This window comes from Acinetobacter kanungonis (genome assembly GCF_009939195.1).
GTDB classification, from domain to species: domain Bacteria; phylum Pseudomonadota; class Gammaproteobacteria; order Pseudomonadales; family Moraxellaceae; genus Acinetobacter; species Acinetobacter kanungonis.
In genome coordinates, this window is record NZ_JAACKC010000005.1 from 182,184 (window position 1) to 201,669 (window position 19,486).

The 19,486-nt window shown below is 43.3% G+C and carries 16 protein-coding genes; 3 read left to right on the top strand and 13 right to left on the bottom strand.

Going from position 1 to position 19,486, the window contains the following annotated elements:
- Positions 1-8: 8 nt before the first annotated feature.
- The 8 genes from GWK51_RS11720 to GWK51_RS11755 all read right to left on the bottom strand — a co-directional run bounded on the left by GWK51_RS11720 (position 9) and on the right by GWK51_RS11755 (position 10,939).
- The gene (locus GWK51_RS11720; protein WP_161933843.1) at positions 9-533 is read right to left on the bottom strand and encodes a molybdenum cofactor biosynthesis protein MoaE; all 525 of its coding nucleotides are present in this window, start codon (positions 531-533) and stop codon (positions 9-11) included.
- Between the two features lie 3 nt (positions 534-536).
- Positions 537-800, bottom strand: coding sequence for a MoaD/ThiS family protein (locus tag GWK51_RS11725; RefSeq protein WP_407925980.1), 264 nt, complete (start codon positions 798-800; stop codon positions 537-539).
- Position 801: 1 nt separating this feature from the next.
- Positions 802-1,818: a GTP 3',8-cyclase MoaA gene (moaA, locus tag GWK51_RS11730; protein ID WP_161933844.1), complete on the bottom strand. Its 1,017-nt coding sequence runs from the start codon at positions 1,816-1,818 to the stop codon at positions 802-804.
- Between the two features lie 129 nt (positions 1,819-1,947).
- Positions 1,948-2,559 carry a molybdenum cofactor guanylyltransferase gene (gene mobA, locus GWK51_RS11735; protein ID WP_161933845.1) on the bottom strand — a complete coding sequence of 204 codons (612 nt, stop codon included), beginning with the start codon at positions 2,557-2,559 and terminating at the stop codon, positions 1,948-1,950.
- Complete coding sequence (locus tag GWK51_RS11740) at positions 2,556-5,336, bottom strand: nitrate reductase (RefSeq protein ID WP_161933846.1); 2,781 nt, start codon at positions 5,334-5,336, stop codon at positions 2,556-2,558. The genes mobA and GWK51_RS11740 overlap by 4 nt, the downstream gene beginning before the upstream one ends.
- Before the next feature lie 57 nt (positions 5,337-5,393).
- Complete coding sequence (gene nirD, locus GWK51_RS11745; RefSeq protein ID WP_161933847.1) at positions 5,394-7,013, bottom strand: nitrite reductase small subunit NirD; 1,620 nt, start codon at positions 7,011-7,013, stop codon at positions 5,394-5,396.
- Between the two features lie 14 nt (positions 7,014-7,027).
- Positions 7,028-9,574, bottom strand: a complete 2,547-nt coding sequence (nirB, locus tag GWK51_RS11750) for a nitrite reductase large subunit NirB (RefSeq protein ID WP_161933848.1) — start codon at positions 9,572-9,574, stop codon at positions 7,028-7,030.
- A 24-nt stretch (positions 9,575-9,598) separates the two neighbouring features.
- On the bottom strand, positions 9,599-10,939 hold the full coding sequence (locus GWK51_RS11755) for an MFS transporter (protein ID WP_161933849.1): 1,341 nt from the start codon (positions 10,937-10,939) through the stop codon (positions 9,599-9,601).
- 462 nt (positions 10,940-11,401) lie between these two features.
- On the opposite strand from GWK51_RS11755, the gene GWK51_RS11760 reads away from it, so the two are divergent.
- Both GWK51_RS11760 and GWK51_RS11765 read left to right on the top strand, forming a co-directional pair.
- Positions 11,402-11,995, top strand: coding sequence for an ANTAR domain-containing response regulator (locus GWK51_RS11760; RefSeq protein WP_100240821.1), 594 nt, complete (start codon positions 11,402-11,404; stop codon positions 11,993-11,995).
- 3 nt (positions 11,996-11,998) lie between these two features.
- Positions 11,999-12,988, top strand: coding sequence for an ABC transporter substrate-binding protein (locus GWK51_RS11765; protein WP_161933850.1), 990 nt, complete (start codon positions 11,999-12,001; stop codon positions 12,986-12,988).
- Positions 12,989-13,005: 17 nt separating this feature from the next.
- On the opposite strand, the gene GWK51_RS11770 is transcribed toward GWK51_RS11765, so the two are convergent.
- The 5 genes from GWK51_RS11770 to GWK51_RS11790 all read right to left on the bottom strand — a co-directional run bounded on the left by GWK51_RS11770 (position 13,006) and on the right by GWK51_RS11790 (position 18,131).
- A complete protein-coding gene (locus GWK51_RS11770) occupies positions 13,006-13,803 on the bottom strand; it encodes a thioesterase family protein (RefSeq protein ID WP_161933851.1) in 798 nt (265 codons plus the stop codon).
- Between the two features lie 60 nt (positions 13,804-13,863).
- Positions 13,864-14,541 (bottom strand): class I SAM-dependent methyltransferase, encoded by a 678-nt coding sequence (locus GWK51_RS11775; protein ID WP_161933852.1) that lies wholly within the window; start codon positions 14,539-14,541, stop codon positions 13,864-13,866.
- A gap of 79 nt (positions 14,542-14,620) precedes the next feature.
- Positions 14,621-15,613, bottom strand: a complete 993-nt coding sequence (bioB, locus tag GWK51_RS11780) for a biotin synthase BioB (protein WP_161933911.1) — start codon at positions 15,611-15,613, stop codon at positions 14,621-14,623.
- A 93-nt stretch (positions 15,614-15,706) separates the two neighbouring features.
- Positions 15,707-17,398 carry an AMP-binding protein gene (locus GWK51_RS11785; RefSeq protein ID WP_161933853.1) on the bottom strand — a complete coding sequence of 564 codons (1,692 nt, stop codon included), beginning with the start codon at positions 17,396-17,398 and terminating at the stop codon, positions 15,707-15,709.
- Between the two features lie 103 nt (positions 17,399-17,501).
- On the bottom strand, positions 17,502-18,131 hold the full coding sequence (locus tag GWK51_RS11790; RefSeq protein ID WP_161933854.1) for a TetR/AcrR family transcriptional regulator: 630 nt from the start codon (positions 18,129-18,131) through the stop codon (positions 17,502-17,504).
- Positions 18,132-18,274: 143 nt separating this feature from the next.
- Between GWK51_RS11790 and GWK51_RS11795 the strand changes: the two genes are divergently transcribed.
- Positions 18,275-19,471 (top strand): isovaleryl-CoA dehydrogenase, encoded by a 1,197-nt coding sequence (locus GWK51_RS11795; protein WP_161933855.1) that lies wholly within the window; start codon positions 18,275-18,277, stop codon positions 19,469-19,471.
- Positions 19,472-19,486: the final 15 nt, after the last annotated feature.

A 19,486-nucleotide genomic window follows, 5' to 3' on the forward strand; every position in this document is an offset into this window, starting at 1 on the left:
TCTATTTTTTATACGGCTACTGATTTCGTATGATTATGGTGATGCTGACAATCATGCTGATGTGAATGCTCAGATGTTTTTGCCACACAATCATGGTCTTTACGAATACAACAGCCTTCTACATATTGACTGCTACCATCTGCATAGAATTCTTCTTTCCATACAGGCACTTCATGTTTAACCCGTTCAACTGCTTCTTCACAGGCTTGAAAAGCTTCTCTGCGATGTGCTGCATAAGCCATGGCGATAATCGCGGTATCGCCTATCTCTAAAGCACCTATGCGGTGTACCACTCTGACATAGGAAACCTGATATTTGGCTTGGATTTCTTGCTCGATGGCTCGAATCATTTTTTCTGCAACAGGTGCATAAGCCGTATATTTCAAGGCTTTGACTGCTTTACCTTCGTGATGGTTGCGTACCGTGCCGATGAAGATGCCAATTCCACCACACTCGGGGAAATGCTGAATGCCATCAAAATTGGCTTGGTCGAGTGCAGTAGATTGCACACGTGGAAAATTCTTTAAGCTCATTGCTTAACCTCCCGCTACAGGTGATAGCAGCACCAAAGTCATTGCCTGCTGAATGGGTGTATGACGCGGTACAATATCTTCACCAATTGCGCAGGCACAGCGTTCAATCAGAGTTTTGGCTTCAGGATACAATGCCGTAAGTTGGCTTAAGGCAGCGCCAATATCGGTGTGTAAAGGAGTCTGAATCATCAAATTTGAAGGAAGTAGTTTTTCTACAGCACCGTAGGCTTCAATTTGAATTTGGATGGTTGAACTGGCTTGCATCATACTAACCTCCGATCATATGCATACTAATTTTTCTGTGTGTCTGCTGCGCCTGTATGGCATGAAATCCAGCTTTTTTGTTCCAGATATAGGCTTCCAACTTTTGCGCTAACTCATTTGGCAATACGTCCATATGGGTTTGTAGCTGTTCAATATCGGTTTTTAAAGCCAAACCTTGCGTTGCAAATAAACAGTTATAAAACTCACCTTGCGCAGTCAATCGAACTCGGTCACATTCACCACAAAAGGCATGGGTAATGGTGGAAATAATGCCGATCGGATGACCATCGACCAAATACTGTCTTGCTGGACTTCTGGACTGCTCTTGGATGGCTTGAACATTAAATTTCGATGCAAGCGTATCCAGTATCTGCTGTTCACTGACCACATGTGCTGTGGTCCAATGACGATCACCGTCTAAGGGCATAAATTCAATAAAACGCAACGGAACACCAAGGTTTTTTGCCCATTGCACCAAGGGAATGATTTGCTCGTGATTTTGTCCTTGAATGAGCACACTGTTAATTTTTAATGGCAGCCCCACAGCTAAAGCGGCTTGAATTCCCTCCAGCACGGGCGAGAGCTGTTTTTGGGTGAGTTGGTAGAACCCTGCTGCATCGACGCTGTCGAGACTGACATTGATATTGTCTAATCCCGCAAGCTTGAGTTCTTGTGCATATTTTTTTAAGTAGTGACCATTCGTGGTCATGGAAATTTGCTGAAGTCCAAACTTTCGCAGTTGTTGTAATTCTGCAATAAAATGAACAACACCCTGACGCATTAATGGTTCTCCACCAGTAATGCGAATATGTTGAATGCCACGTTGCACCATAAATTGGCAAAACTGAAACAAGGCTTCAAAACTTAAAATTTGATGTTTTTTCATCCACTCAGGATGTTCAGGCATGCAATAGACACACTTAAAATTACAGCGATCTGTCACTGAAATTCGAAGTTTACGCTTGCTGCGACCAAATTGATCGGTAAATGCAGCAGCGCTTTCTGTCATAGATACTGTCATGCTTATGATTCCAGATTGGGAATGACCTAGCGCACAATCACTGTGCTGATTTACACCTTGCACTTGAATTGTGCCGATGTGCAGAAACTATCCTGCAATAAATGTTCCAACTTTGTGCTTAAGCTGAAGTTAGCCCAGAAGTTTTAATTGTTGATACTGCTGGAGTTCATCCAGTGAGTTAATACTGTGAAAAAATAGATTTTTATTACTAAAGCGTGCAACTTGAGGGTGCATTCCTGCAAAACACTGCTTTAAACTGAACTGTTTTAGATCAATATGCTGATTTATCTGCAACAATGCACTACGTTTGAGCAGGCAGAAGGGATACAGTGCCCGACCATTCATTTCTACATAAGCCACTTCCGCATGGATGTTTTTGGCCAATGTTGTATGCAGCTTTTCAATCACACGCGATGGAATATAGGTCACATCACAAGGTATAAACAGGACATAGTCTGCCGTGACATGTTGCCAAGCGCTTTTCATTCCCATCAGTGGACCTAAAAAACCAGTCTCATCATCTTGATAATAGGCAATACTTGGCACCATTTTACGGTACAGTGAATAGTCGCGATGACTATTCACCCAGATGCTATTCACCTGATGTTTCAGGCTTTGATGAATTTTTAACAATTGCATTTGATCATCAAAGGTTTGTAAAAGTTTATTCATCCCATTCATACGTCGAGCCTGTCCTCCAGCGAGGATGACAAGATCGGTCTCAGGATAAGGTTTCGTCATTCCACATCCTCCGTTTGACACGCTTTAATTAAGCCGCGAATTTCAGGTAAGCAAGAACCACAATTACCACCTGCTTTTAAACACGCTGTCACTTGTTTTTCATTGGTGATTTTCTTTTCTTTAATGGTTTCGATAATGCGGTTTTTACCGACTTTAAAACAGCTACACACCAATGGCCCTTCATTATTTCTCATTGACATGGGCTGACCTGCCAGCAAAGCTTTACGATGCATAGCGCTTAAGCGTTCACGTTTAAATAAACCCGCCACCCAGTCACGATCAGGCAACAAGGCACGTGGTGCGATATATAAGCTCGCAATCAAAATGCCATCTTTTAACACAATGCTATGACTGATTTGAGCTGTGTGATCATCGACATTGAGCCATTCAAAACTTTCATCTTGGAACGGCAACAGGGCTTTTAAATGTTCGGTAATGTCGTCATATTTGCGACGGTCTGCCAGTTCATAGCGCACTGCTTTGGCGGTAGTGACTTTGGTCCACCAAACACAAGCTTCAATCGAATCTTTGATCATCGCGGCAAACTCATTCCGCACATAAAATACCCCTTGCCATTGGGTATGGAACGGTTGCAGCATGACAGGCGTGTGCTTAAATTCGGGTTCTCCTGAAATGGCATCCACCACAGGATTCACCACCTTACCTATGCGTGCATCTGAAGCGACTTGATCATTCCAATGAATTGGCGCAAAGATTTGACCACGGCGTATTCCTTGAGAAATAGTGGTTTTAAGTACACAACGTCCCCATGCGGATGAAACCTCAACCAAGTCCCCTTCTTTTAATCCATACTTCAACGCATCTTGCGCATGAATCTCACAAAACGGTTCTGCACGATGCGTACTTAGGTTCGCAGACAATCCTGTGCGACTCATGGTGTGCCATTGATCGCGGATACGACCGGTATTTAACACCAACGGATATTCACTGTTGCAGGCATGCACTGGTGCGACATTTTCCACCGCAATAAATTTAGCTTTCCCATTGGCATGGCTAAATTGCCCATTGGCATAAATGTGTCGCACGCTTTCAGCAGGCTGCTGTTTATCCCAAACTGGCCAATGAATTGGAGCTAAATCCTCATACTCTTGTGCTGTGAGTTCAGTTAAACCTTGCAGATTGAAATAGCGGAATGTGTCTGATTCATCACGATGTGCCAAAGAGACATTTTCATGGGCTGAAAGTTGAGCATGTTCAGTAAAAATTTCACTGACATTTTGGAAGTTAAAACCGAGAAAGCCCATTTTTTTTGCGACTTGTGAAACCGTCCACCAATCTGCTTTGGCAATGCCGGGTGCATCTAAAAAGGCACGTTGTCTGGAAATGCGACGTTCTGAATTGGTCACTGTGCCATCTTTTTCCCCCCAACCCAGTGCGGGAAGCAATACATCAGCATAGGCAGTGGTGTCGGTATTTTGACAAATATCCGAAACGACAACAAAAGGACATGTTTCTAAGGCACGTTTGACCTGATCTGCATTAGGTAAGCTCACCACAGGATTGGTCGCCATAATCCAAAGTGCTTTGATTTTTCCGCTTTCCACCGCCTCAAATAAATCGACAGCTTTTAAACCCGCAGATTTGGCAATAACGGGACTTTTCCAAAAGTTTTGCACCAACTGTTGATGCTTCGGATTATCAATATCTAAATGCGCCGCCAGCATATTGGCTAAGCCACCGACCTCGCGTCCGCCCATGGCATTTGGTTGACCTGTCATTGAGAACGGTGCTGCACCCGTTTTGCCAATTTTGCCGCTGTATAGATGGCAATTGGTAATCGCATTGGCTTTATTCACGCCTTGCGAAGATTGATTGACACCCATCGAAAACAGCGTCATCACCCGTTCAGTTTGCGCAAATTTCTCATAAAATTGCAGGAGTTTTTCCAGTGAAATCCCTGTTTGCTTGGCGACATCTTCAGGATCTTGTTCAGCTTGGCTGCTTTGTAAAGCCGCGTCCACACCTTGGGTATGTGCATCAATAAAGGCCTGATCAGCAAAACCTTTTTGATGTAGATATTGCAATAAACCATTAAACAGCGCGATGTCTTGCCCTGGTAAAATTGGCAAATGTAAATCTGCCTGTTCGCAGGTACTGGTAAAACGTGGATCGACCACAACCACGAAAATATCCCGTTCTGCTTTGGCTTGCATAATGCGCTGATATAAAACTGGATGACACCATGCGGTATTGGATCCGACCAATACCACCATATCGGTCTGTTCAAAATCTTGATAACTGGCGGGAACAATATCCTCACCAAAAGCCCGTTTATGCGCTGCTACAGCAGATGACATACATAAACGCGAATTGGTATCGATATTTGCTGTACCTAAATAGCCTTTGACAAACTTATTCACCACATAATAGTCTTCAGTCAGCAATTGACCTGACACATAAAAAGCAACACTTTCAGGTCCATATTGCTCGATACAGCTTTGAAACTGCTGTGCAACCTGACTGATGGCAGCATCCCAGGTCGCCATTTTACGCTGTGTATTTCGACCTAACATCGGCTGTAATAAGCGTGTTTCTAAGCCAATGGTGTCGGCTAAATTACTGCCTTTAATACACAATTTCCCGAAATTGGAGGGATGTGAAGCATCCCCCTCTACGCTGACCATCTGACCTTGCGCCGTATGTTTAACATGTGCAACCACGCCACAACCGACCCCACAGTATGGACAAGTTGTGTTAGTGCTCACAGTGACTGGAGTCGTCGAGCTTTGAAGTTCCACAAATGGAATACTGGTCATACGGTGCTCCCTTTTATTACTTTTGAACCCATGGCAGCGAAAATGTTGTACCTAAAATTAGCCTACTTTTTTTAATGCAAAATCCCGACCAAAAAGCAATTTATTGCGAATATTCGAGATTGGAGTTTCATCTGCAATCAGCTCCGCATACCACGCTCCATCTTCGGTATCGCCAAACAACACAGCACCAATGACTTTGTCATGCTGAATAATGATGCGCTTGTAAATTTGACGCTTTTCATCATTCAAGATGATGTCTTCAAAATCTTCCGATGGTTCGAAATTCCCTGCCGAAAACACATCGACGCCGCTGACTTTCAGTTGCGTTGGCACGGTCGGCGCTTTGAAGGTTAAACTGCCATGCTCTGCCAAATGCGAAGCACAAATAAACGCTTGTCCCCACAATGGTTCAACTAAACCAAAGGTTTGACTGCGATGCTCGATACATTCACCGACAGCATAGATACTTGGGTCATAAGTTTGCATGGTGTCATTCACCATCACACCACGCTGGGTTCTTAAGCCTGCGCTTTGTGCCAAACTGATATTTGGTCGAATGCCGACAGCAAAGACCACCAAATCCGCATCTAATAGCGTTCCATCTTTCAGGCGAATTTGATTGACATGACCATCCGCACCCAACAACGCTTCGGTATTGGCTTCAGTGATAATATTGATGCCTTTTTCTTCAATGCTATGGCGTAACATGTGGCTGGCGCGATTGTCCAGTTGACGGTCCATGATTCGATCCATCAAATGTAGCACTGTCACATTCATACCACGGCGTTTCAAACCATAAGCCGCTTCAAGACCAAGCAAGCCGCCACCAATCACCACGGCATTCTTCTTATTTTTGCTGTATTCGAGCATCTGATTGACATCATAAATGTCGCGGAAACTCATCACACCTTTTAAGTCCGTCCCTGCAATCGGTGGAATAAAGGGTTTAGAACCTGTCGCTAAAATCAAACGATCGTAATTGACCACCATGCCTTTTTGGGTATGCACTTGCTTACGTGGACGATCAATCTTGATTGCAGGATCATCCGCAATTAACTGAATTCCTTTTTCGCTGTACCACGCATGTGAATGCAGCATGATATCTTCAATGGTTTTATCGCCTGAAAGTACAGGTGACAACATAATACGGTTGTAGTTGCCCCATGGTTCTTCACCAATCACGGTAATTTCATAACGGTCGGGTGCCATATCCAATAAGTCTTCTAGGCAGCGCATCCCTGCGAGTCCATTGCCAACCAAGACCAGTTTCATTTTTTCTGAACTGATACCATTGTTGGTGATATAGGTTTTTTGTGCTGTCGGGCAGACCATGACGCGATCATTCAGAATTTTGGTTGGGAAAACTAACAGTTTTTGGTCTTTGTCCTCCAAACAGCGCCCAGTCGCCAAACTAAAATGCTGTTTATAAATTGGAGAGGCGATCACGCGCTCACCTTGTAAATCACCAATAATGCCGCGACTCATGACATTGGCTTGGCTGAACGGATCTTTATTACTGAGTGCATAAACACGCTTTTCTGTACCAACACGAAACAGTGCAACAGCTTGTCCACCCACCAAGGCCCCCACACCTGTATTGGGTGTGATGTCATTCAAATTACAGACATCAACCCACTCTTGTTCTGGAAGCATATTTTTGTTGTTTAAACTGGTCATCTTGATTCTCCTTCTTATGCTTCAACCATTGGAATACGTTCTGCTGCACGTTCAGCATCATTTAGCGGGCGAATTTGATCGCGCACTTGGGTAAATTGAATGTGTGGATCGGCTTGCTGATCAGCATCTGCATTAATATAGGTTTGGAAGCGTTTGCGAATTTCAGGATCTTCCACCGCAGTACGCCATTCATCTTGATAAGTGCCAACAACGTGTTGCATACGGCACTCTAATTCAGCGGCTAGACCAAGAGAATCTTCAACAATGACGGATTTTAAATAATCCAAACCACCTTCCATGTTGTCGCGCCATACACTGGTCCGTTGTAAACGATCTGCGGTTTGAATATAGAACATGAAGAAACGGTCGATATAGCGAATCAGAGTTTCTGTATCCAAGTCAGAGGCTATCAGTTCTGCATGACGAGGTTTCATGCCGCCATTACCGCAAACATAAAGGTTCCAGCCTTTTTCTGTGGCAATCACCCCGACATCTTTACCTTGTGCCTCTGCACATTCACGGGTACAGCCAGACACGGCCATTTTGAGTTTATGTGGTGAGCGTAAACCCTTGTAACGGTTTTCAAGGAAAATCGCCAAGCCGACTGAATCATCCACTCCATAACGGCACCATGTACTGCCGACACAGGATTTAACGGTACGTAATGATTTGCCATAAGCATGACCAGACTCAAAGCCCGCAGCATTAAGTTCTTCCCAAATCAACGGTAATTGATGAATTTGTGCCCCAAACATGTCGACACGTTGACCACCTGTAATTTTGGTGTACAGGTTATATTTTTTGGCAATTTGACCTACAGCAATTAAGCCGTCTGGCGTGACTTCACCACCTGCCATACGCGGCACTACCGAGTAAGAGCCATCTTTTTGGATGTTGCCCAAGTAATAGTCATTACTGTCTTGTAGACCCGCATGGCTCGGCTTAAGCACAAAATCATTCCAGCAGGATGCAAGAATATTGGCGGCCGTTGGTTTACAAATGTCGCAACCTAAACCATGCCCATGTTGATGAATCAAGTCATCAAAAGTCTTGATTTCATTGACACGGACCAAGTGATACAACTCTTGACGTGAGTACGGGAAGTGTTCACAAATGTGATTGTTCACGGTCACGCCTTGACGTTGTAATTCAGATTTTAAAACCTGTGTGACCAAAGGTGCACAACCGCCACATGCCGTCGCTGCTTTGGTACATTTTTTCAGTGCACCTAAAGAGGTTGAACCATCACTAATGGCTTGGCAAATATCTGCTTTTGAGACGTTATTACATGAACAAATGGTGGCACTGTCTGGGAGTAAGTCAACACCACTACCGCCTGCTTTGGCACCTGAGTCGGCAAAGCCCGGCATGATCAGGCTTTCTGGTACTTCTGGCAAAGCCAGTCCATTTAGCATCATTTGCAGTAGGTCATTGTATTCTTTGGCATCGCCAACCAGTACTGCACCGAGGAGTTTGGTTTTTTCCGCATTGACCACAATTTTTTTATACACCAGCGCTGCTTCATCGGCATAGAAATAGCTGAGTGAATTAGGCGTCATCGCATGCGCATCACCGACCGAGGCAACATCTACCCCCATCAATTTCAGTTTGGTGCTCATGTCTGCACCAGCAAACAGATTGCTGTCTTGCTGCATCATATGTTTGGCTGCAATACGCGCCATGTCATAACCTGGTGCAACCAAACCAAAAATCTTATTGTTCCAAAGCGCACATTCACCAATCGCATAAATATCTGCATGGCTGGTTTGGCAGTAATCATTAATCACAATCCCGCCACGCTCACCAATCGCTAAACCGCTACTGCGTGCCAGTTCATCACGTGGGCGAATACCTGCTGAAAACAAGACGATATCGGTTTCAAGTTCAGAACCATCGCCAAATTTCATCACATGCACTGCGGACTCACCATCTTCAATGGCTTTGGTAGCTTTTTGGGTATGAACTTTAACCCCAAGATTTTCAATCTTGGTGCGTAATACTTTACCGCCCAAGTCATCAACCTGAACCGCCATCAAGCGCGGTGCAAACTCAACCACATGGGTTTCAAGTGCTAAATCTCGTAATGCTTTGGCTGCTTCTAGACCCAATAATCCACCACCAATCACCACACCTGTTTTGGCATTTAAACTGGCTGCTTTAATGGCATCTAGATCTTCAATGGTACGGTACACAAAGCAATTCTTGCGGTCATTGCCAGGAATTGGCGGTACGAAAGCATAAGAACCTGTTGCCAATACCAATTTGTCATAACTAAGGGTTTCATCATGATTGGTGGTCACGAGTTTATTTTCTGGATCAATCGCTGTCGCTTTGGTATTCAGACGTAAATCAATACCATAGGCATCAGCAAAGTCTGCGCGAGCAAGCGATAAGTCTTTGGCACTTTTGCCAGAGAAATATTCGGTTAAATGTACGCGGTCATAAGCAAGTCGTGGCTCTTCGGCAAGGATGGTAATTTCTACTTCATCTCCTGCATGTTCAAGCACACTTTCAATAAACTTGTGCCCAACCATACCATGACCAATCATAAGTAGTTTCATATTCATTCTCCTTAATTTTTTTACTTATGCCATGTTGTTGCGATCAAGCACGGCTTGTTCAAATAGACGTTGTTCTTTCTGTTTGTGTTCGACTGAAAAGCGAATCATGAGGACAAAACTTGCGGCAATCACCACCAGTCCGCCTAAAACCATGAGGCAGGTTTGAATATCCAAGACACCTTTAAGGAGAAAGCCTGCTGCAACGGCACCGACATTACCGCCTGCGCCAATAATGCCTGCTACGCCACCCAAAGCATCACGATCAATAAACGGCACTAAGGCATAAGTTGCACCACATGCCATGTGGGTAAATAAGGCAAATACGGTCATGCTAAGAATGGCGTACATGGCAGTATTCATTTGCGAGAATAAGATCAGGAACAGACCTTCCATCAAGATCATGCCGAACAAAACTTTGGTACGGCCATCCAAGCCTTTTTTCGTAGCAACTTTATCTGAAATGATGCCACCCAAAGCACGGGCAAATAGTGCAAGTAAACCAAAGATGCCTGCAGCTAAACCTGCTTCTTTTAAGCTGAAGTCAAAGTTTTCGACGTAGTACATTGCCACAATGTTATGAATGAAAATTTCAATACCGAAACATGCTGCATATGATGCAAATAGAATCCAAACGCGGTAGTTACGTGCGGCATGAAGCAGAATGTTCAAACCACCTTTCTTATCGCTACCGACATGCACACCTTGGGCACGTAATTCTTTAAAGTTGCCTTGAGGACAGTCTTGGGTGTATTTCCAATACAAGCCACCCACAATCAGCATCATGATGCCCGGCACCAACAATGCAATGCGCCAGCCCATGGCTTGTTCTACACCAAACATGACCATCGCAGACAGTAACAGTGGCATCAGCGCTTGTGTTGCACCGCCACCTGCATTACCCCAGCCTGCTGTGGTTGCATTTGCAGTACCCACCACATTCGGCGCAAACATAATGCTGGTGTGGTATTGGGTGATGACGAAACTTGCGCCAATCGCACCAATTAACAGTCTAAAGAACAGAAAAGATTCGTAGCTATTCGATGCTGCAACACCAAATACAGGAATGCTGCCTAAGAGTAATAACGCGGTATAGGTTTTGCGTGGACCATATTTGTCACACAGAGGTCCAACAATCAGGCGAACCAGAATGGTAATCGCGACTGCTGCAATATTAATATTGGCAATCTGATTTTTAGTGAGATGAAATTCACCTGCAATCACAGGCATTAAAGGTGCACAGGCAAACCATGCAAAAAAGCAGACAAAAAAGGCGAGCCAACTCATGTGGAAGGCCCGCATCGCTGAAGTCTTAAAATTGAAAAGACTTATTGTTGTGGCTTTTTTCTCATATAAATTTGAAGACATAACCATCTCCTTCCTGAACTGAACGTATTTAAAGTTCTGTTATCCAGCGAGTGCTGTTTAACAGTTCGATCAGAACGGACGTCGTTGGCCGTCTTGCAAATTTTTAGAGTCGTCTTTGACTCGAATTAAACAATGCAAACGGTATGCCAATATTTTATATTTATTATTAAACATCTGTTTTTATATTAAAAAATATTTTATTCCTCCCTTTTTGGATATATTTTTTTACATCCACAGGCTGAGCAAGGTCATTTTTTTATAATGACTGCGTTACGAATCTGCATAGTGCATCCAAATTGCACATTTTGCTTCCTTGTGGTGCAGTAACTTCGACTTGTATGTGCGTAACGTTATTTTTTGTATTCATACATCGTAAAAATGGTCGGTGGTATATTTTTTGCTAGAGAAAATTTAAGTATAAATCGAGTCTATTCAGACTCATCTCATTAGCGATAGCTCAATATGCCAAAGCTTAAACTTAAAATTGCCCTGATTGATGATGATCAAGATCGCGCGCACTATATTCAAGATTCACTTATCGCGCATGATTTTGATGTGGTCGCCTGTTTGACCATTGATCATCTGAATATGTTCAAACTAGAACACTTACAGGCAGATGTGATTTTATTAGATATGGATCATCCACATCGAGACATTATTGAAAGCTGTGTCAGTCAGTTTGATTTACCGACCGTTCTGTTCACGCAAAATAGCCAAAAAGAGATGATTAAAAGTGCGATTGATGCGGGGGTTACTGCTTATATCGTCGATGGTATTGACCCTGCAAAACTGGACAGTATTTTAGAAATTTCTATTGAGCAGTATAAAAAGCATAAAAAGCTGCTTTCTGATTTACAAGAAACCAAAAGCAAATTGGCAGATCGTAAAGATGTGGAAAAAGCAAAAGTCTTGCTAATGCAACTGCATCAACTGACCGAAGATCAGGCCTTCCAACTGTTGCGTAAAAATGCGATGAGCCATCGTATCACCATGGGAGAAATGGCGCGCCGTCTACTTGATGCGCAAGAACTACTCCAAACTCAATTGAAGGATTAAGCCATGTCTGCATTAGAAAAAACTCAAATCCAACTTGGCTATATTCCCTTATTAGATTGTATCGCGCTACTTTGGGCGAAGCATCGTGGCTATTTTGAGGAACTGGGTCTCGATGTGACCTTGGTTAAAGAAGCCTCTTGGGCGAGTCTGCGTGATCGTCTGGCATTTGGTGTATTAGATGCAGCACATTGTCTTTCAGGTATTTTACCCGCTGCCAGCATCGGCACCGACCAAATTGGCATCCCCTTTCAAACGCCTTTGGTACTGAGTGTAAACCGTGCCTATATCAGCTTAAGCCAAAAGCTCTGTTTTGCTTTGGATGTTCAAGCAGAAGATACGCCTAAAGACGTTGCAGAAAAAGTGACCCAAGCGATTCAGCAAGGGCAAGATATTCAACTGGCGCATGTGTTTGCTAACTCGATTCATCACTACTGTTTGCGTGAATGGTTAGCACTAGCAAATCCTGAGTTAGCACATTCCATCAAACTGAGAATTTTACCGCCGCCTTATATGGTGGAAGCGTTAAAGAGTCAGGTGATTGATGGCTTTTGTGTCGGGGAACCATGGAATACCCAAGGTGAAATTTTAGGCATTAGTCAGATTGTCGCTTCGAGTGAAGATGTGATTCCTGCGATTGCTGACAAGGTGCTAGCGGTTACACAAGATTGGGCAACAGCCAATCCCAATACCCTCAAAGCCATGACTCAAGCCATTGAAAAAGCGCAGGCTGAAATTAAAGTCATGTCCGACTTTAATCAAATTTGGGAATTGTTGCATGCCTATGATGTGATTCAATTTGAATGTTCAGATAGCGTGCATGTGCAAAAATTTCATAAAATCCAGCATATTATTCGTAATTTTATTGAAGGCAGTGCCAGCCCCAAAGTTGAAGACTTTGCATGGTTAATTCAGCAAATGCAGAAATGGAGCAAGGTACAAATGAATGATGCTGAGCTTAAACAGTTAAGTCAGCAATGTATCATTCAGCTTTAATTGCGTGATGGCTGGAATTAGAGTTTTCTCAAAGTCAAAATTTGCTCACTGCGCCCGAAGGGTCCATGCGTGTCATGTAACACCGTACTGGTCAGTCCAATGCCATCTGTACCATACTGTTGCTCGACTTCAAGTCCGAGCCATTGTCCTTGTGGCATACGATAAAGATGGATTTGTAAATCCAAATTTGGAAATGCCCAACCTGCCTGCGGGTCTTGGCGCGGAACAACACCATTTGCGGTATCCACCATGCCCATCAGTTTGACAAAGTCACTGGTGGTCTTGCCTTCAACCATGTTGCAGTGATTGGTCAACCAAACCACGCCCTTGCCTGCACGTCGTGTCGCTTCTGCACGGGTTTCAATACTTTGAATATATCCACCTGACCAACACTTCATCCCTTCCCAAACAGGTAATTGCTCTGGATGCTGAACTTTTTCATCCTCAAGCCCGGCAATGCTCTGCGTATCTTGCATCAACATTTTCCATGCTCGTGCCACAATACAGGTTTTGTCATTGGCCTGCATTTCGCTTTCAATCAATTCGATGGTTTTACCGCCCCGAATCATGCGTGTGGTAATGCTAAAATCACCAAAGGCAATCAGACCGAAAATATCAAAACTGATCCGTCCGATACGCATATCATCACGCGGTAAGAACTGTTCCAATTCCGCACACATGACGCCTGATGCTGGTGCCATATGTTGTTCATGTGGATTCCACGCCCCTTGAGCATGTAAGTTCGATTGATAGTGTGCAGTTACGCTGCCATCAGCATTATTTTCACGCTGAATCAAACGATAATAAGCTGGCATAGTGACATCCTGTTGTTGCATGACATTGTGTTCTATCGGTCCATGACCATGTGTAGTTGGTTATTTCACGGCACAAAAACCGTAATAATTCATAATTTGGCTATAGGTTTTAACTTTTTTAAAGCCAACATTTGAAAGTAGTTGCTGCCCCATTCGCGGTGAAACCAGAAAGAAATCCTGTTGTAAGCGTTCCACCATTTTTTCACTCTGACCCTCTGTTAAGCCATTGTTTTCACAGAACTGTTTCAACACTAAAATTTCATGTGCTTCGGTTTCTTTCATCAAGTCATACGTCAGCAGCATGCCATTCGGTTTTAATTGACTAAAAATGTCTTTAAAAAAGTTTTGTTTCGATTCTAGAGGAATAAAGTGCGCAACCAAAATGGACAACACTGCATCAAAGCTTTGAGTCGCGCCAAGACTTTTGGTGTCACCGTGGATAAATCGGATCCGCTCTAAAACGCCTTGTTTTTCCAAATGCTGTTTGGCTTTGCACAACATCACATGTGATGGATCTACCGCGGTAAATTGCCAAGTGGGATGCTTTTGCGCAAGATACTGAATTTCATATCCAGTACCGCATCCGACCACCAAAATCTGCACATTTTCTTGGTCACCATAATGATGTGACAAAATTGCATCCACTTGTTGATGCGTTAATTCATACCCTGGAATCAGTTTACGGATATGCTCATCATATCCCTCCACCACTTGTGGGCTGTTAAAGTCTTTGGCCATGCTGCACTCTATTTTTAATTGTTCTGCATACGACAAGAAACTGGGTTAAGTTTATGTACCGTGCTGCTTTATGGTTGAATTAAGCGACTGACATTGCATCCAGTGTCAGTTCCGCAATTGAAGGTTTGGGTTTTTCTACCGTTAAACCTAATTTTTGAAATAATTGTTGATCTTTACCCTGTACCACATTTGGCGTAGTCAGCAGTTTTTCACCCGAGAAAATCGAATTCGCACCTGCCATAAATGCCAAGGCTTGGTCGCTATCGGTTAAAGATTCACGTCCTGCTGAAAGTCGGATATAACTTTGAGGCATCACAATACGTGCAACCGCAATGGTACGAATCCACTCGGTAACATCCAATTTGTCTTCCTGCGCCAAGGGTGTACCTTCAATCGGCACCAACATATTGACTGGTACAGATTCTGGATGAATCGGTAAAGTCGCCAATTCAAAGATTAAACCGATACGATCTGCTCGCTGTTCACCCAAACCAACAATACCGCCACTACAGACTTTTAGCCCTGCATCACGGACATGTTGTAAGGTCGCTAAACGATCATCAAAACTACGGGTCGTGATAATATTGGGATAATGTTCGCGGGAAGTATCCAAGTTGTGATTGTAATAATCCAATCCCGCCTGTTGTAAGCGCTCTGCCTGAGATGCATTCAGCATACCCAGTGTCATACAGGTTTCTAAACCTAAGGCTTTGACTTCACGCACCATGTCTAATACATAAGGCATGTCGCGTTCATGCGGATTCCGCCATGCAGCACCCATACAAAAACGTGAAGAACCCGAAGCTTTGGCTTGTTTCGCTTCCTCAATGACTTTTTCAACCGCAATGCGTTTTTCTGCTTCTAGCTTTGAATCATAACGTGCAGATTGAGAGCAATATTTGCAATCTTCAGGACATTTTCCTGTTTTAATCGACAGCAAAGTACTGACCTGAATCTGGTTGGCACTGAAATTTTGGCGATGAATGTATTGTGCCTGAAAAACCAAATCTAAAAATGGTTGCTGATACAGGTCTTGTATTTCTGCGCGAGTCCAATCGTGACGAAGTTGCATCATGATTTCCTTATTTTTGTTTGGGTAGTTCAGACAGTTTCTTTCCTTTACCCGACTGGCGAATAAAGGAAAGTGCTCAATACCAAGATTGCGTTATGCAATATCTTCTACTAAGTTCAGTTCATTACGCATAAATTCACGTAATTTGAATTTTTGCGCCTTGCCTGAAGCAGTCATTGGAAACTCAGTAAAGAAGCGGACATAACGTGGCACTTTGTTATGTGAAATATGCTCCGCGCAGTAACGACGAATGCTTTCTTCCGTGGTTTCATGGTGTTCATGCAAAATAATGCAGGCACAGAGTTCTTCACCATAACGTGCATCTGGCAGACCAATCACCTGTACATCGCTGACATCTGGATGGGTATACAAGAAATCTTCAATTTCTTTCGGGAACAGGTTCTCACCACCGCGAATCACCACATCTTTAATGCGACCTTTGATTTTTACAAAACCTTCATCGTCCATTTCTGCGATGTCACCGGTATGCATCCAGCGTGCATTATCAATGACTTCTTGGGTTTTCTCACCATCTTCCCAGTAGCCCAACATGACTGAATAACCACGTACACAGAGTTCACCCAGCTTGCCACGTGGTACGACTTTACCCGCTTCATCGACAATCTTGATTTCTAAATGCGGATGTACGCGACCTACGGTGCCGACACGTTGTTCAACTGTATCGCTGGTCGAGCTTTGTGCGCTTACAGGTGCAGTTTCGGTCATGCCATAGCAAATGGTAATTTCTGTCATATGCATACGTTCCATGACGCGTTGCATAATTTCACGCGGACACGGACTACCCGCCATAATGCCTGTGCGTAAGCTGCTTAAGTCAAAGTCATTGAACTGTTCATGCTCTAAGGTCGCAATGAACATGGTTGGCACACCATAAGCAGCGGTACATTTCTCTTGCTGAATGGCTTTTAAGGTATCTAAAGGATTAAACACCGCTGATGGATAAACCATGGTTGAGCCATGCGTGATGCAGGCCAAATTGCCCATGACCATACCAAAACAATGGAATAAAGGTACTGAAATACATACGCGATCTTTCGGACTTAAATGAATCGCTTCACCAACAAAATAACCATTATTCAAAATATTATTGTGAGTCAGCATAGTGCCTTTCGGGTTGCCCGTTGTGCCTGAAGTAAACTGGATATTAATGGTTTCATCAAACTGCAATTCACTCGCAACGGCTTCTAAGCTGTCGAGTTGCTTGGCTGATGGTTGTCCCAAAAGATCTTGAAAACGATGAATCCCTGTGTGTGCAGTATCATCAATTTTAATCACGTGTTTTAAGTGAGGTAAGCGTAGTGCATTTAAGATTTTATCTTCAGCTTCTTGCAGCTCAGGCGCAATCTTAGTCAAAAGCTCTTGATAATTTGTGGTTTTAAATTGCGAGGCAATGACCAAACCTTTACACGATACTTTATTCAGTACGTACTCTAACTCGTTGCTTTTATAGGCAGTATTTAGGTTGACCAAAATAATGCCTGCTTTAAATGCAGCAAATTGAGTAATGGTCCATTCCACACAATTGGGTGACCAAATGGCCAGGCGATCGCCTTTTTTAAATCCCAGCTTAAATAAGCTACAAGCCAGTGCATTTACCTGAGCTTGTAGCTCTTTGTAGCTTAAGCGTACATTCTGATGCACACTGACCACTGCATCCTGATCTGCATATTGTGCACATGCCTGATCAAATTTTTCACCAATGGTCATGCCCAGTAAAGGTTGACTGCTGGTTCCATACGCATAGCTTAACCGTACCTGTGTCATTTGAATCACTCTCCTTGATTCTTTGTAATTCTGATTCTTACTGTTTTATTTTGATCACACGGATTACTTTGTACGCGATTCCCTATTTTGCATATAAGACTATTTAATTACGCTCCTGTAATTGCACAGCTTGTACACAAAAATCTGCAACCTGCTTCACAAAATAATCTTTGTAGTTTTGATCAAACATCACATTACGAGATGGATTTAAAGGCTCAATTACGACGAAAGTCATACTTCCGACAATGCATAACGCCACCGTATTTAAATCTTCAAAACCAAACTCGCCATTGACTTTCCCTTCGGCAAGAATCTCGTTAATGCTTTGCTTGATCAATTGTTTACTGCGAAAACGCTCATGTTCAATAATTGGATCTACAGGTTCGAACATGAGTGAATACGACAGTTGAGGACTATTCAATGCCCGCTTAACAAAGGTGGTGACTGCCTTATGTAATTTTTGCTGTGCTGTTAATCCTTCGCTACTCGCAATGGTATTCAGAATATGAATCTCATGCTGAATCGCTTCGGACAACACTTCAATTAAGACTTCACTTTTATTGTCAAAATAGCGGTAAACCAAGCCACTGGACACGCCTGCACGTTCCGAAATCGCCTGAATTTGGGCATCCTTGAATCCCCCTTGAGCAATAAGTTCTCGCGCAGATTGCAAAATCGACTGTCGATTTTGTTCCATTCGCTCTTGCATCAATGTCGATCTTTTATAACTCATAATCTTATTCTCATCCAGATAAAATGAATTGTAAATCATTTTGTGAATTTTAGTTCACTTTTTTAAAAAATAGATGTATTGTAAAACTACAAGCACAACAACAATGCTTATTGGACAACAAATATAACCTCAGGATGAACAGCATGAACGCACACGTTCCATTACAACTCAGTCTACAAACCCTAAGTTTCGGTTTGGACGAAACATTGATCGCACTGCGTGATTCAGTTGCTGCATTTTGTGCAAAGGAAATTGCACCGATTGCGCAACAAGTAGATCGTGACAATGTCTTCCCTGCTCACCTTTGGAAGAAAATGGGTGATATGGGCTTACACGGTCTAACAGTGAGTGAAGAATATGGTGGTTCGAACCTCGGTTATTTAGCGCATATTATCGTTATGCAAGAAATCTCACGTGCATCTGCCGCTATAGGATTGTCTTACGGGGCTCATTCTAACCTATGTATCAACCAAATTAAGCGAAATGGTAACGAAGAACAAAAACAACGTTACTTACCTAAGCTTATTTCAGGTGATTTTGTCGGTGCATTGGCCATGTCTGAACCCAATGCTGGCTCGGATGTCGTGAGCATGAAGTTAAAAGCGGAAGAACAAGGCGATCATTACATATTAAACGGCTCAAAAATGTGGATCACCAACGGTGGTGATGCCGATGTATTAGTCGTGTATGCCAAAACGGATTTACAAGCAGGTCCTAAAGGCATGACTGCCTTCCTGATTGAAAAAGATATGCCTGGATTTAGCCACGGTAACCATCTCGATAAATTGGGTATGCGCGGTTCAAATACTTATCCCCTGTTTTTCGACAACGTGAAAGTACCTAAAGAAAACATTCTGGGTGGTGTGGGTAATGGCGTAAAAGTGCTGATGAGCGGTCTAGATTATGAACGTGCAGTCCTCAGTGCAGGTCCACTTGGCATTATGGATGCGTGTATGGACACCGTGATTCCTTATATCCACGATCGCAAACAATTTGGTCAGGCACTCGGTGAGTTCCAGCTCATGCAAGGCAAAATTGCCGACATGTATTCAACTTGGTTGGCGTGTAAAGCACTGGTATATGCAGTGGGCGCTGAATGTGACAAAGCGGAGCATAGCCGTAGCCTACGTAAAGATGCTGCCAGTGCCATTCTTTATGCTGCGGAAAAAGCCACGTGGATGGCGGGTGAAACCATTCAAGCCTTAGGTGGAAATGGTTATATCAATGAATTTTCAGCAGGACGTTTATGGCGTGATGCGAAACTTTATGAAATTGGTGCAGGGACTTCGGAAATCCGCCGTATGTTAATCGGTCGTGAATTATTTAACGAAACTGCTTAATCCCTTTTGTCCAAT

Bases quoted from the DNA above. Each gene is read 5' to 3' on its own strand.
- GWK51_RS11720 (WP_161933843.1), bottom strand. From the start codon at position 533: ATGAGCTTAAAGAATTTTCCACGTGTGCAATCTACTGCACTCGACCAA.
- GWK51_RS11725 (WP_407925980.1), bottom strand. From the start codon at position 800: ATGATGCAAGCCAGTTCAACCATCCAAATTCAAATTGAAGCCTACGGT.
- moaA (WP_161933844.1), bottom strand. From the start codon at position 1,818: ATGACAGTATCTATGACAGAAAGCGCTGCTGCATTTACCGATCAATTT.
- mobA (WP_161933845.1), bottom strand. From the start codon at position 2,559: ATGACGAAACCTTATCCTGAGACCGATCTTGTCATCCTCGCTGGAGGA.
- GWK51_RS11740 (WP_161933846.1), bottom strand. From the start codon at position 5,336: ATGACCAGTATTCCATTTGTGGAACTTCAAAGCTCGACGACTCCAGTC.
- nirD (WP_161933847.1), bottom strand. From the start codon at position 7,013: ATGACCAGTTTAAACAACAAAAATATGCTTCCAGAACAAGAGTGGGTT.
- nirB (WP_161933848.1), bottom strand. From the start codon at position 9,574: ATGAAACTACTTATGATTGGTCATGGTATGGTTGGGCACAAGTTTATT.
- GWK51_RS11755 (WP_161933849.1), bottom strand. From the start codon at position 10,939: ATGTCTTCAAATTTATATGAGAAAAAAGCCACAACAATAAGTCTTTTC.
- GWK51_RS11760 (WP_100240821.1), top strand. From the start codon at position 11,402: ATGCCAAAGCTTAAACTTAAAATTGCCCTGATTGATGATGATCAAGAT.
- GWK51_RS11765 (WP_161933850.1), top strand. From the start codon at position 11,999: ATGTCTGCATTAGAAAAAACTCAAATCCAACTTGGCTATATTCCCTTA.
- GWK51_RS11770 (WP_161933851.1), bottom strand. From the start codon at position 13,803: ATGCCAGCTTATTATCGTTTGATTCAGCGTGAAAATAATGCTGATGGC.
- GWK51_RS11775 (WP_161933852.1), bottom strand. From the start codon at position 14,541: ATGGCCAAAGACTTTAACAGCCCACAAGTGGTGGAGGGATATGATGAG.
- bioB (WP_161933911.1), bottom strand. From the start codon at position 15,613: ATGCAACTTCGTCACGATTGGACTCGCGCAGAAATACAAGACCTGTAT.
- GWK51_RS11785 (WP_161933853.1), bottom strand. From the start codon at position 17,398: ATGACACAGGTACGGTTAAGCTATGCGTATGGAACCAGCAGTCAACCT.
- GWK51_RS11790 (WP_161933854.1), bottom strand. From the start codon at position 18,131: ATGAGTTATAAAAGATCGACATTGATGCAAGAGCGAATGGAACAAAAT.
- GWK51_RS11795 (WP_161933855.1), top strand. From the start codon at position 18,275: ATGAACGCACACGTTCCATTACAACTCAGTCTACAAACCCTAAGTTTC.